Consider the following 12974-nt stretch of genomic DNA (forward strand, 5'->3'; position numbering starts at 1 on the left):
TCATGCGAGGGTGACATCCATGCCACCCCTTCCCCCCCGGCCCGGAACCCCCTATAAGGGGGCCTTGCACGACATGCCCATCCCGCTCTCCGTCTCCGGTCCCCCGGTGCCGGGGGGTTTTCGGCTGACCACATTTCAGAGAAGCGGACCCATGCCCAAACGCACCGACATCAAATCCATCTGCATCATCGGCGCGGGTCCGATCGTCATCGGACAGGCTTGCGAGTTCGACTATTCCGGCGTTCAGGCGTGCAAGGCGCTGCGCGAGGAAGGCTACCGGGTCATCCTCGTCAACTCCAACCCGGCCACCATCATGACCGACCCCGGTCTGGCCGACGCCACCTACATCGAGCCGATCACCCCGGCGGTCGTCGCCAAGATCCTGGAGAAGGAGCGTCCCGACGCCCTGCTGCCGACCATGGGCGGCCAGACCGCGCTGAACACGGCGATGGCGCTGTCCGACGACGGCACGCTGGAGCGGCTCGGCGTGGAGATGATCGGCGCCAAGCGCGACGTCATCGCCAAGGCCGAGGACCGCATCCTGTTCCGCGACGCCATGGACAAGCTGGGGCTGGAGTCGCCGAAGTCGCGCATGGTCCGCACGCTGGACGAGGCGATGGACGCGCTGGAGCTCGTCGGCCTGCCCGCCATCATCCGTCCCAGCTTCACGCTGGCCGGCACCGGCGGCGGCATCGCCTACAATCGGGCGGAGTTCGAGGACATCGTGCGCGGCGGCCTGCGCGCCAGCCCGGTCGGCGAAGTGCTGATCGAGGAATCGGTGCTGGGCTGGAAGGAATACGAGATGGAGGTCGTGCGCGACGGCGCCGACAACTGCATCATCGTCTGCGCCATCGAGAACATCGACCCGATGGGCGTCCACACCGGCGACTCGATCACCGTGGCGCCATCGCTGACGCTGACCGACAAAGAATACCAGATCATGCGCGACGCCTCGATCGCCGTGCTGCGCGAGATCGGCGTCGACACCGGCGGCTCGAACGTCCAGTTCGCGGTCAACCCGGCCAACGGCCGCCTGATCGTCATCGAGATGAACCCGCGCGTGTCGCGTTCCTCGGCGCTGGCGTCGAAGGCCACCGGCTTCCCCATCGCCAAGATCGCCGCCAAGCTGGCCGTCGGCTACCGGCTGGACGAGCTGACCAACGACATCACCGGCACCACGCCCGCGAGCTTCGAGCCGACGATCGATTACGTCGTCACCAAGATGCCCCGCTTCACCTTCGAGAAGTTCAAGGGCTCGGAGCCGCTGCTGACCACCTCGATGAAGTCGGTGGGCGAGGCGATGTCCATCGGCCGCACCTTCCAGGAGTCGGTGCAGAAGGCTCTGCGCTCGATGGAGACCGGCCTGACCGGCTTCAACGAGGTGAAGATCGGCGGGGACGAAAACCCTGACCGCACCGCCATCCGCGGCGCGCTCGCCACCCCGACCCCCGACCGCCTGCTGGTGATCGCCCAGGCCTTCCGCCACGGCTTCACCGTGGACGAGGTCCAGGCCGTCTCCAAATACGACCCGTGGTTCCTCGAGCAGATCAAGGCGATCACCGACCGCGAGGCGGCGATCCGCGCCGACGGGCTGCCGACCGACAAGGCCGGCTGGCTCAAGCTGAAGCAGATGGGCTTCTCCGACGCCCGTCTGGCCGAACTGGCCAAGACCACCGAAGCCGCCGTCGCCGCCGCCCGCCGCATGGCCGGCGTCACCCCGGTCTACAAGCGCATCGACACCTGCGCCGCCGAATTCGCCTCCGCCACCCCCTACATGTACTCGACCTACGAGACCGACGGGACCGGCGAGGCGGAGTGCGAATCGGAGCCGACCGACAAGCGCAAGGTTGTCATCCTCGGCGGCGGTCCGAACCGCATCGGCCAGGGCATCGAGTTCGACTACTGCTGCGTCCATGCCGTCTACGCCCTGCAGGAGGCCGGCATCGAGACCATCATGGTCAACTGCAACCCGGAGACCGTCTCCACTGACTACGACACCGCCGACCGCCTGTATTTCGAGCCGCTGACGGCCGAGGACGTGGTTGAGCTGGTGCGGGTCGAGCAGCGCAACGGCACCGTGCTGGGCTGCATCGTGCAGTTCGGCGGCCAGACCCCGCTGAAGCTCGCCGCCGCCTTGGAGGCCGCCGGCATCCCGATCCTGGGCACCTCGCCCGACGCCATCGATCTGGCCGAGGACCGCGAGCGCTTCCAGAAGCTGCTGCACGAGCTGAACCTGAAGCAGCCGGCCAACGGGCTGGCCCGCTCGCTGGAGGAGGCCGAGGCCGTCGCCAGCCGCATCGGCTTCCCGGTCGTTATCCGTCCGTCCTACGTGCTGGGCGGCCGGGCGATGGAGATCGTCCACGACATGGCCGGGCTCCAGCGCTACATGGGCACCGCCGTGCAGGTGTCGGGCAAGAACCCGGTGCTGATCGACAGCTACCTCCAGGACGCCATCGAGGTCGACGTCGACGTCGTCTGCGACGGCACCGACGTCTATGTCGCCGGCGTGATGGAGCATATCGAAGAGGCCGGCATCCATTCCGGCGACAGCGCCTGCGCCCTGCCGCCCTACACGCTGCCGGCCGACACCATCGCCGAGATCAACCGCCAGTCGGACGCGCTCGCCCATGCGCTGAAGGTGGTCGGCCTGATGAACGTACAGTTCGCGGTCAAGGCCGGCACCGTCTACATCCTGGAGGTCAACCCGCGCGCCAGCCGCACGGTGCCCTTCGTCGCCAAGGCCACCGGCACCGCCATCGCCAAGATCGCGGCCCGCATCATGGCCGGCGAGAAGCTGTCCGCCTTCACGCTGAACGGCCCGACCCCGCCGCACACCGCGGTCAAGGAAGCGGTCTTCCCCTTCGCCCGCTTCCCCGGCGTCGACATCGTGCTGGGTCCGGAGATGAAGTCGACGGGCGAGGTCATGGGCCTCGACCACAACTTCGCGCTGGCCTTCGCCAAGGCGCAGCTCGGCGCCGGTGTCACCCTGCCGGTCAAGGGCAGCGTCTTCGTCTCGGTCAAGGACCACGACAAGCCGGCGCTGGCGGTGATCTCCAAGAAGCTGCACGAGATGGGCTTCCGCATCCTCGCCACGTCCGGCACCGCCAAGGTGCTGAGCGATGCCGGCGTGCCGGCGGAAACCATCAACAAGGTGGTCGAAGGCCAGCCGCACATCGTCGACGCCATGATCAACGGCAACGTGCATCTGGTCATCAACACCACGGAAGGCGCCCAGGCCCTGTCCGACAGCTTCAGCCTGCGTCGCACCGCACTGACCTACAACATTCCGTACTATACGACGGTGGCAGGAGCACGCGCAGCGGTGGAAGCGATTGCCGCACTCCGGAACGGCAGCCTTGAAGTCGCCCCGTTGCAGTCGTACCTTAGCGGATCGTATTAAGGACGGACGACGGCGCGGCGGACCTCCTCCGCGCCGTCTTCGTCCTTGATGTCGCTTTGGACAGGTCGAACGACTGCAAGCGGTGATGGACCGAACATGGAAAAAGTTCCGATGACAGCGGCGGGCTTCAACCGCCTCCAGGAGGAATTGAAGCACCTTAAGATCACCGAACGCCCGGCGGTCATCAAAGCCATCGCGGAAGCCCGCGAACATGGCGACCTTTCGGAAAACGCCGAGTATCACGCGGCGCGCGAACGTCAGAGCTTCATCGAAGGCCGCGTGCTGGAGCTGGAGGACAAGATCAGCCGTGCCGAGGTCATCGACCCGGCCAAGCTGACCGGCAACACCGTGAAGTTCGGCGCGACCGTGACCCTGGCCGACCAGGACACGGACGAGGAGACGACCTATCAGATCGTCGGCCAGGACGAGAGCGACATCAAGAACCGCCTCCTGTCGATCCAGGCGCCGCTGGCCCGCGCCCTGATCAACAAGTCCGTCGGCGACAGTGTCGAGGTGTCGACCCCCGGCGGTTCCAAGCTGTACGAGATCGTTTCGGTCGAGTTCCGTTGACGTTTCAACCGCCCTCTCCCACCCCGGGAGAGGGCGGTTGCCCCCCTTATCCCCCAAGCTTTTCCCTGAAGAAGTCGCTCACCCGCCGGATCGCGTCCGAGCGGGCGTCTTCGTCCGTGCCGACATGGGCGGTGCCGCCGGGAGCAGTGGCGAGGTCCTTGCGCTTGCGCACCGGCGCGTCCGGCGCGTCGAAGCCGTGATAGGCATCGGGATAGACCACCAGATCCACCTTGCCCTTGACCCCGTCGCGCCCGGACAGCTCGACGCAGCTCTCCGGCGGCGTCCAGTCGTCCTTGCCGCCGACCAGCAGCAGCAGCGGGCCATCCGGCTGCCAGTCCTCCTTGCTCAACGCCGCCTTGCAGCCGGGGTAGAAGGCGACGGCGGCGCGGAAGCCGCCCTCCTCGGTCCCGGCCGGTCCATCCTCGCCGGCGCCATAAGCGACCATCACGGTGCTCGCTCCCTGCGACCAGCCGATCAGACCGATGCGGTCATGGTCCACCTCCGGCCGCTTGCGCAGGAAAGCCAGCGCCGCCCAGGCGTCGCGCTTGCGCTCCACCGTGGCGCGGACGGTACGGTCCTTCAGGGCGGTGGTGCAGACCTCCTCCACATCGCGCGGACCGAAGCTGTCGACCATCAGCACCTCGTAGCCCTGCCGCTGCAGGTGGGTGGCCCACCAGACATGGCGCGGCGACACCCGGCCGTTGCGGGCATAGAGGCCGCCGCAACCATGCAGCATCACCACCGCCGGGTGCGGGCCGTTGCCGGCCGGGCGCAGCAGCCGGCCGCTCAGCATCGTCGGCCTGCCGCCGGTCAAATCGCCGTCGACGGACGGAAAGCGCACGATCTCCTCGGCATGGACACCGACCGCGGCCTGCGCAGGCGCCGCCGACAGGGTCAGCCCCCCAACCGCGATCACGCCCGCCGCGATCCCCCCGGCACCGGCATACAGCACCGCCCCCAACACAGCCGCAAGACCGCGGGTGGAAGCCTTCATTCTGCAGCGTCCCCGACCTCCGGCGCCTGCCCCGACGGCGGCGCTCGCGGTTGCAATATTAAACCTCCGCGATGCGGAAGGCCATGGGCGCCCGGCATTTGTCCCCGCGGACGCGTCGTCCGCCCATCCGTCAGCCCTCCAACCCGATGGCGAAAGCTGCCCTGCCGCCGCGTTTGAGTTAGGCTGCGGGACGATGAGCGATTCTCCCTCCCCCCTCCCGTCCTTCCGTGCCTTCTGCCTCTACTGGCTGCGGCTGGGGCTGACCAGCTTCGGCGGCCCGGCCGGGCAGATCGCGATGATGCAGAGCGAACTGGTCGACCGCCGCCGCTGGATCGACCAGACCCGGTTCCTGCACGCGCTGAATTTCTGCATGCTGCTGCCGGGGCCAGAGGCGCAGCAGCTCGCCACCTATATCGGCTGGCGGATGTATGGCGGGCGCGGCGGGCTGGTGGCGGGCGGGCTGTTCGTGCTGCCGGGTGCGCTGGTGCTGCTGGCCCTGTCCTGGATCGCCGCCGCCCATGGCGACACCGGGCTGGTCGGCGCGCTGTTCGACGGTATCAAGCCGGCGGTGGTGGCGATCATCGCCGCCGCGGTCTGGCGCCTGGGCCGCCGCACGCTGAAGGGACCGGCCGCCGTCGCCCTGGCCGGTGCCGCCTTCCTGGCGCTGGCGCTGCTGCACCTGCCCTTCCCGCTGGTGATCGGCGTCGCCGCTGTGGTCGGCGGGGTGGCGGCGCGCACGGGCCGCCACTGGTTCGCCCACCCGCATCCGGCGGGCGACGATGGCTCCGACAATGGCTCCGGCGGCGGTTCCACCACCGACCTGACGGTGGAGCCTGCTCCGAAGGTCGGCCGGCTGCTGACCCTGCTGGTGCTGGGCTTGGTTCTGTGGGTGGTGCCGGTGGGGGCGGTCCTGCTGGCTTTCGGCGCCGATCCCTGGCGCGGCATCGCCGCGCTGTTCACCAAGGCCGCCTTCATCACCTTCGGCGGCGCCTATGCCGTGCTGCCCTACATCGCCGGACAGGCGGTGGACAGCTATGGCTGGCTCAGCCCACGGGAGATGATCGACGGGCTGGCACTGGCCGAGACGACGCCGGGGCCGCTGATCCTGGTCACGCAGTATGTCGGCTTCTTCGCCGGCTGGAACCGGCCGGGCGCGCTGTCTCCGGCGCTGGCGGGAACGCTGGGGGCGGCGCTGACGACCTACGTCACCTTCCTGCCCTGCTTCCTGTTCATCTTCGCCGGCGCTCCCTATCTGGAGCGGCTGATCCACAACCGCCTGGCCGCAGGGGCTCTCGCCGCCATCGCAGCGGCGGTGGTGGGGATGATCCTGAACCTGGGCGTCTATCTGGGAGTGGCGGTGCTGCTGCCGGACGGGCAGCATACGGCAGGCAGCCTGATCTGGGCCTGGGCCATCATGCTGTGCGCGCTTTACGCGCTGACCCGCCGGGGGGTGGCCATCCACTGGGTGGTGGCGGGGGGAGCGGCGGCGGGCCTTATCCAGGCGCTCGCCGCATCTTCCTTGTAGATTTGGACAGGGTCGAGCGAGCGCCCGTTCAGCGCCGGGTGGCGCGGGCGGGCGTCTGGGCCTCGTCCTCGGCGTATTCCTCGTCCTCGTCGTCCTCGTTCCCTTCCGGGATGTCGGGCGAATCGACGTCGATGGGAACGCCGGGGGTGTGCTTGCTGGTGCGGATCGACAGGGCCGACTTCACATGGGCGACGTTGGGCGCCGCCGTCAGCTTGGTCGTCAGGAAGCGCTGGTAGTCGTCCCAGTCCTCCGCCACGATCTTCAGGACGAAATCATATTCGCCGGCCAGCATGTTGCACTCACGCACGAGCGGCCAGCTGTTGACGAGCTCCTCGAATTTCTTTAGGTCCGCTTCGGCCTGGCTGCTGAGGCCGACCTGGGCGAACACCGTGACGCCGAACCCCAGTGCATCGGGGTTGACGTCGGCGTGGTAGCCACGGATGAATCCCGCCTCCTCCAGCGCGCGGACGCGGCGCAGGCAGGGCGGAGCGGAGATGCCGGCACGTCGGGCAAGCTCCACGTTGGTCATCCGGCCGTCGTTCTGCAGATCGCGCAGAATCCGACGGTCAATTCGGTCGAGTTTGACCCGCCGCATGGTTTACTCGGTCGCTCCGGGGATGATTTGGAGAAAGGATATTACACGGGCATGGTGTCTACGCCAAGACGGAAACCCCCGCAAGGGTGAGCAACCCCGATAACGGTCTTTTCGCCGCAGCCCTCCCACCCGGGGGCGTTCCCTCCCTTCGAAGCTTCAACGATCCGAGTTCTCATGCAACCTCTGACCAGCGCGCCTCTGACCTGCTGGGTCGTGTCGGACGGCAAGGCCGGCATGGAAAACCAGTGCATCGGTCTGGCGGAGTCGCTTGGCCTGACGCCGGTCGTCAAGCGCGTGCATCTGCGCACGCCCTGGCGCCAGCTGACTCCCTACTGGCGCATCGGCAACCGATTCGCCGCCGGCCCCAACGGCGATCCGGTGGAACCGCCCTGGCCCGACCTGCTGATCGGCACCGGGCGGCAGTCCATCGCCGTCTCGCTGGCGGTGCGCCAGCAGTCGCGCGGCCGGACCTTCACCGTCCAGATCCAGGATCCGGTGATGAACCCGCGTCACTTCGACCTGATCGTCGTGCCGCGCCACGACAAGCTGCGCGCTGATAACGTGCTGGTGACCCGCGGCGCCCTGCACCGGGTGACCCCCGCCATCCTGGCCGGCGCGGCCGAACGCTTCGCCCCGCGCTTGGCGCACCTGCCGCACCCGCGCATCGCCGTGCTGATCGGCGGCGACAACGGCGTCTACCGCCTGACGCCCACCATCATGGGCGATGTGGCCGAACGGCTGGCCAACCTGACCCGCACCCATGGTGCCGGGCTGATGGTCACCCCGTCGCGCCGCACCGGTGCCGACAACGAGGCGATCCTGCGCGCCCGCCTGTCCGGCCTGCCGGCGGAGGTATGGGACGGCACCGGCGAGAATCCTTACTTCGCCTATCTCGGCCTCGCCGAAGCCGTAGTGGTGACCTGCGACAGCGTGTCGATGATTTCGGAGGCCTGCTCGACCGGCAAGCCGGTCTATGTGATCGAGCTGGAGGGCGGATCGCCCAAGTTCCGCGCCTTCCATGACGGTCTGTACCAGGACGGCATCGCACGGCCCTTCGACGGCTCCCTGGACCATTGGGACTATGCGCCGCTGAACGAGACGGAGGTGGTGGCCGAAGAGGTGCGCCGCCGCCTGTCCGCCCACCGCAGGCGATTCGGCCTGTCGTGACGGGAGAGCGGGGTGCGACGCGACCAATGCGCGCACCCCGCTGGTACGACCGGTTTGCTGCGGAGTTCGGTCGCCGGCCATGCCATAAGCGCTGGCAAACCGGCCGTTTCACCGAACACGGTCCGGGGCCGTCCTTCCATCCGGAACTTCCGCCGCCATGACCACTCCCGACGCCGTTTCCGCCTCTTTCCTGCGTTGCCTGGAAAACAGCCGGCTGTTCGAACAGCCCTATAATCACTGGCTGCTGTCCGAGGCGCTGCCGGAAGAGTCCGCCGATGCCATCGCCGATCTGCCCTGGGGACCGCCCCCGGTGTCCGACACCTATGGCAAGCGCGAGACCAACAACGCGTCGCGCACCTATTTCGGCGAGGAGAACCGCGGCAGATACGCGGTGTGCGAGACGATGGCCCAGGCCTTCCAGAGCCGCCCGGTGGTGGACGCGATCCAGAAGACCTGCAACGTCGACCTGACCGGCACCAGCCTGCGCATCGAATATTGCCAGGACACCGACGGCTTCTGGCTGGAGCCGCACACCGACATCGGCGTCAAGAAATACACGATGCTGATCTATCTTTCGAAGGGGCCGAACTGCTCGCACTGGGGCACCGACGTGCTGGATGAGAGCCGGACGGTCGTCGCCCGCGCGCCCTACGCCTTCAACGAGGGGCTGATCTTCATCCCCGGAAGCAACACTTGGCATGGCTTCGAGAAACGTTCGATCGACGGGGTGCGCAAATCGATCATCGTGAACTATGTCGGCCCCGAATGGCGGGCTCGGCAAGAATTGTGCTTCCCCGACAAACCTGTTGCATAAAACTTCCGCCGTGTTTAAGTGACGCCGGTTTTGGGGGGCAAAGCCACCGTCGGCACGCTCTTTGGGAGTCTCGTACCCATGTCCATGCTTGATCTGGACAAGTTCCGCGCTACCCCCTTGCAGCACGATCCCTATGATTTCCTGTGCGTTCCGGGTTTCGTGAAGCGGGAGTATCTTGAAGAGCTGCACCGCGACTATCCCAAGGTGGACAAGCCCGGCTCGATCCCGCTGGGCGTCTTCCCCCAGGGGCCGAGCTTCGACCGGATGATCGCCGAACTGAAGGGACCGGAGGTCTGCAGGGCCTTCTCCGACAAGTTCGATGTGGATCTGTCGAAGTACCCGACCATGTTCACGGCGCGCGGCATGTGCCGGCCGACCGACGGCAAGATCCATCCGGATTCGGCCAGCAAGGTCATCACCGTGCTGATCTACATGAACCCACCCTGGGAGGCGACCGGCGGCCGCCTGCGGATCCTGCGCTCCCAGAACCTGGAGGATTACGCCGCCGAGGTCCCGCCGGAGGAAGGCACGCTGATGTGCTTCCGCCGCAGCGACACCTCCTGGCACGGCCATTATCCCTTCGAAGGACAGCGCCGCGCAATCCAGATGAACTGGGTCAAGGGCGGCGTCTATATCTGGCACGAACAGTGGCGCCACCGCATCGGCGCCTGGGCGAAGGGCGTCTTCGGCGGTCAGCCGGCAGGGTATTGAGGACCGACTGTTGCAGGAACGGGCTGAGGGGCCGTCTCCGTCCCCTCAGTCGATCAGATCCTCGACCTCGCGGATGCGGCCGTTGTCGATCATGAACTGAACCAGTTCCGGGCGCTGCTTGCCGAGCGTGCGGTGACGCTGGCGCACGGCAGCGACCAGTTCGCCCTTGCGGCCGAGCAGTTCGTCGGCGAATTCGGTCATCCGCAGGTTCGGCCAGGTCTGGGCCCGGATGGCGACCACAGCCCCCACCGCATCGGCCGCCGGCAGTTCCGGGCGCGCCTGGGCCAGGATCATGGTCAGCGCTGCGGTGGACCGCGATACGCCGGCATGGCAATGGACCAGCAGATGGCGGCAGTCCACCGGTTCGGCCAGCAGGTCGCGGCCGAAGGCCAGGATGCGCTCCACGTCCGACCGTTCCGGCGCGATCTGGCCCTTGGTCGGCTCGATGACGTCGTGGAAACGCAGTTCCAGCCGTTCATGCTCGCCATAGTCGCCGAACTCGCTCGGCTCCGTCATGTCGGGGTCGAGGATCGATAGCACATGGCTGACCTTGCCGCCGCCGAAATTGCAAAGCTCGCTGAGACCGCAGACCGTCAGGCCGAAAGGCACGAAATCGCTGGCCATCATTCTCTCGTTCGATTGCGGGGGAAGAAAATCGAAGGGATGTGCGGCCAGCATTTGGCACCGGGCGCCGCGGCCCCGTCAACCCGGCCGATCAAAGAATGTTGAACAGGTAGAGCAGGAGGATGACGGGGATTGGAATGCCGACCAGCCACAGCAGGATGCCTCGCACGAACCCTCTCCTTCTTCCGTTGATGACGGGCGATGCGGCCGGACGTCGCCGGCCCTCTCACCCCTCATCAACGGCGCAGCCGCCGGTTGGTTGCAGCCGCGCGAACGGGCGTCAGGCCTCCTCATCCCCCTCGTCATCGGAAGCAGCCGCCGGAGCATCGGCGTCGGTCGGCAGCGCCGGACGCGGGCGGGGCGCACGCAGCTTCTTCAGCAGCAGCGAGAAGGGCTTCAGTGCCGTGTCCATGATGGTCTGGTCACCCTCCAGCCGCGACAGCAGGAAGGCGCCGGCTTCGAGGGTGGAGACGCTGTCGCGCCGCGGCTCCTTGCGCGCCTGCCCATAGAGCGAGCGGAACTGCGGGTTCAGCACGACGCGGCGGCATTTCAGCAGCCAGGCATTGCGCCACCACAGGGTCTTGGCCTGGCTCCAGGTGCCGTCCAGGACGATGACGCCCTCCAGATCCTCCAGGATCTCCGCACTGTCGCGCAGCGGCTCGCCGTTCCTGTCGACCACCCCCACCTCCGGCCGCGGAGCGCCGCCATCCTTCACCGGGCCGAGATACAGCACGCCCCAGCGCTTGGGATCGACCTCCCGCCCCAGGATGCGCTTCAGGCCCGGCCAGCTCAGCCCGACCTTCACCATCGAATTGGCGAATTGCAGATGGGCGATCTGGGCGGTGCCCAGATTTTCCCGCTTCTCCTGCGGATGTTGCAGGATCAGCAGGAAGACGCCGTTGTCGATCGGCTGCACTGCCTCACAAATGCACAGGTGATTAGGCTTTAGGCAGGTGGGGCAGGAATCGGGGGCGGTGGCGCTGTGCATGGGAGGTACGCATTCCTTGAAGGGGATTGGCCGCGAATATGGGTTGGAATGACGCGGAAGGGAACACATCTCACACCAAGGACGGCGCTGCTCCCCAAAGAGCGATGGCCGCCACGGCGCGTACGACAGATCCCCTCTCAAGACTCCCTCGTGTCATACCTGTTCATGTGGGTTCAAGTGGCTTCGTATAAACCGTTTGTAGAGACTTAGTCGTGTGTCATGGAACTCGTGTGACGCGCTTAACAGCTGGCCTGGAACTTGCGTAGTTATTATCCAGGCAAACAGGACGACGGGTGGGCCAGGACCGGCCTTAGTCAGGCTGATCCACGGTGCCATCCGGCGCTCAGAAGGAGACCTGCCATGCTGCCCGCCCACCTTGCCGACCGCCTGCTGAAGCAGCGCCGCGATGCCGACAGCGCGGAATTCGCCCGCCAGCTCCCGCTCTACGCCCCGATGGACGCGGATGACCCGCGCTGGATGACCGAGCCGGACGGGTCGGAGCAGCCTGGCCGCCACGAGCCCGACTGGGCGACCGACTACTGACCGGCAGTCAGCTTGGCGACGGCCGGTTTGCGGTGATCCGACAAACGATTCTGTCGGTTGTCGGACATCGGCTGTCCGGCCGGCCATAGCCCCGACTCGCGTCCTGCGGTCTGCCCAAGGCCGCCCCGATCTTCTTTCTCCACGTCTTGCCAGCCCTGCCCGTCCCAGGCGAGGGTCCAGTTGCCTGGGCGCCCGCCCCGGCAACGCTCCAGCATGACCGACCAGCGCGGCATCCCCAGCCCAGGCGGACCTCCGGCCGGGCGTGGTGCCGCATCCCCCTCCTCATCCAGACTGGGGACGGCATTCAACCGCCAGCGCGTCACTGCGGCGCTGAGCCCTTCCGCCCGCCGGCCTGCCATCCGTCCGCCTGCCATCCACGGGTTGCGCCCGCCCGATGCGCCGGCGCTCGCGTCCAGCAGGAATCCGGTCACCCCCGACGACTCGGCGGCAAGCTGCAGCCGCCGGCTTGCGGTCAGGTCCAGCCCCTCCAACTCGCCCAGCACCGCCGACAGGGTGGAGCAGCGCAACGCCTCCTCCATCGCCCACAGCGCATCGACCGGCCGCACCGCCCGCACCGCGACCAGCCGGTCGGACGTCAGCCCATAGGCCGCCAACCCCGGGGCATACAGGTCGCGCCCGCGCAGGATCCACAGCGCCGGCCTTTTCGGAGTCGCCAGCCGGGCCAGCAGCGCCGCGGCGAATCCGGTGCCCGCCCCCGGGTCGTCCGCCACCACCGCATGCAGGCAGCCCAGCGGCAGCCCACCGTCGGGCAGATGGCCATCGACCGAGTCGATGCCGAACGCCAGGGTCCGCCCCCCTTCCCCGCCCGCTCCCTCGAGCCGCCGGATGCGTGCACGCAGGTCGGCCAGCAGTCCGGCACGGTTACGCCGCGCCGCGTCCACAGATGGGGAGGGGGACAACGGGACAGACATGACTCAGCTCCGCTCGACAGGTATATGTTCCTGATATGTTCTATCATGAACGCGTGTCGAGCGGGAGTCTGCGACTCCAGTCTTGTTTTCGGGCCGTCTGTCCTGAAATCA

The 12974-nt window shown here is 67.4% G+C and carries 12 protein-coding genes; 7 read left to right on the plus strand and 5 right to left on the minus strand.

Annotation, left to right across the window (positions count from 1 at the left end; genetic code table 11):
* The first annotated feature begins 151 nt into the window (after positions 1-151).
* Positions 152-3400, plus strand: a complete 3249-nt coding sequence (gene carB, locus ABNQ39_RS10835) for a carbamoyl-phosphate synthase large subunit (protein ID WP_376957627.1) — start codon at positions 152-154, stop codon at positions 3398-3400.
* A 96-nt stretch (positions 3401-3496) separates the two neighbouring features.
* Positions 3497-3970: a transcription elongation factor GreA gene (gene greA, locus ABNQ39_RS10840; protein WP_063633617.1), complete on the plus strand. Its 474-nt coding sequence runs from the start codon at positions 3497-3499 to the stop codon at positions 3968-3970.
* Between the two features lie 46 nt (positions 3971-4016).
* Here the strand turns inward: greA and ABNQ39_RS10845 are convergent, their stop codons facing one another.
* Positions 4017-4964, minus strand: a complete 948-nt coding sequence (locus ABNQ39_RS10845; RefSeq protein WP_376957628.1) for a dienelactone hydrolase family protein — start codon at positions 4962-4964, stop codon at positions 4017-4019.
* Positions 4965-5157: 193 nt separating this feature from the next.
* Here ABNQ39_RS10845 and chrA point away from each other — a divergent pair, with 193 nt between their 5' ends.
* Positions 5158-6489 (plus strand): chromate efflux transporter, encoded by a 1332-nt coding sequence (gene chrA / locus ABNQ39_RS10850; protein ID WP_376957629.1) that lies wholly within the window; start codon positions 5158-5160, stop codon positions 6487-6489.
* Positions 6490-6517: 28 nt separating this feature from the next.
* Here chrA and ABNQ39_RS10855 read toward each other — a convergent pair whose 3' ends face one another.
* Positions 6518-7084 carry an Lrp/AsnC family transcriptional regulator gene (locus ABNQ39_RS10855; RefSeq protein WP_376957630.1) on the minus strand — a complete coding sequence of 189 codons (567 nt, stop codon included), beginning with the start codon at positions 7082-7084 and terminating at the stop codon, positions 6518-6520.
* 174 nt (positions 7085-7258) lie between these two features.
* On the opposite strand from ABNQ39_RS10855, the gene ABNQ39_RS10860 reads away from it, so the two are divergent.
* The 3 genes from ABNQ39_RS10860 to ABNQ39_RS10870 all read left to right on the plus strand — a co-directional run bounded on the left by ABNQ39_RS10860 (position 7259) and on the right by ABNQ39_RS10870 (position 9776).
* Positions 7259-8251 carry a mitochondrial fission ELM1 family protein gene (locus ABNQ39_RS10860; protein WP_376957631.1) on the plus strand — a complete coding sequence of 331 codons (993 nt, stop codon included), beginning with the start codon at positions 7259-7261 and terminating at the stop codon, positions 8249-8251.
* A 157-nt stretch (positions 8252-8408) separates the two neighbouring features.
* Positions 8409-9065 carry a 2OG-Fe(II) oxygenase gene (locus ABNQ39_RS10865; RefSeq protein ID WP_376957632.1) on the plus strand — a complete coding sequence of 219 codons (657 nt, stop codon included), beginning with the start codon at positions 8409-8411 and terminating at the stop codon, positions 9063-9065.
* Positions 9066-9143: 78 nt separating this feature from the next.
* The gene (locus ABNQ39_RS10870) at positions 9144-9776 is read left to right on the plus strand and encodes a 2OG-Fe(II) oxygenase (RefSeq protein ID WP_376957633.1); all 633 of its coding nucleotides are present in this window, start codon (positions 9144-9146) and stop codon (positions 9774-9776) included.
* Between the two features lie 45 nt (positions 9777-9821).
* Here the strand turns inward: ABNQ39_RS10870 and ABNQ39_RS10875 are convergent, their stop codons facing one another.
* The gene (locus ABNQ39_RS10875; protein ID WP_376957634.1) at positions 9822-10403 is read right to left on the minus strand and encodes a tyrosine phosphatase family protein; all 582 of its coding nucleotides are present in this window, start codon (positions 10401-10403) and stop codon (positions 9822-9824) included.
* A 277-nt stretch (positions 10404-10680) separates the two neighbouring features.
* On the minus strand, positions 10681-11388 hold the full coding sequence (locus tag ABNQ39_RS10880) for a tRNA-uridine aminocarboxypropyltransferase (RefSeq protein WP_376957635.1): 708 nt from the start codon (positions 11386-11388) through the stop codon (positions 10681-10683).
* A 360-nt stretch (positions 11389-11748) separates the two neighbouring features.
* Between ABNQ39_RS10880 and ABNQ39_RS10885 the strand changes: the two genes are divergently transcribed.
* Positions 11749-11931, plus strand: coding sequence for a hypothetical protein (locus tag ABNQ39_RS10885; RefSeq protein ID WP_376957636.1), 183 nt, complete (start codon positions 11749-11751; stop codon positions 11929-11931).
* Here ABNQ39_RS10885 and ABNQ39_RS10890 read toward each other — a convergent pair.
* Positions 11925-12863, minus strand: a complete 939-nt coding sequence (locus tag ABNQ39_RS10890; RefSeq protein WP_376957637.1) for an ImuA family protein — start codon at positions 12861-12863, stop codon at positions 11925-11927. The genes ABNQ39_RS10885 and ABNQ39_RS10890 overlap by 7 nt on opposite strands.
* Positions 12864-12974 lie beyond the last annotated feature (111 nt).

It is taken from the genome of Azospirillum sp. A26 (assembly GCF_042604635.1).
GTDB lineage: Bacteria > Pseudomonadota > Alphaproteobacteria > Azospirillales > Azospirillaceae > Azospirillum > Azospirillum palustre.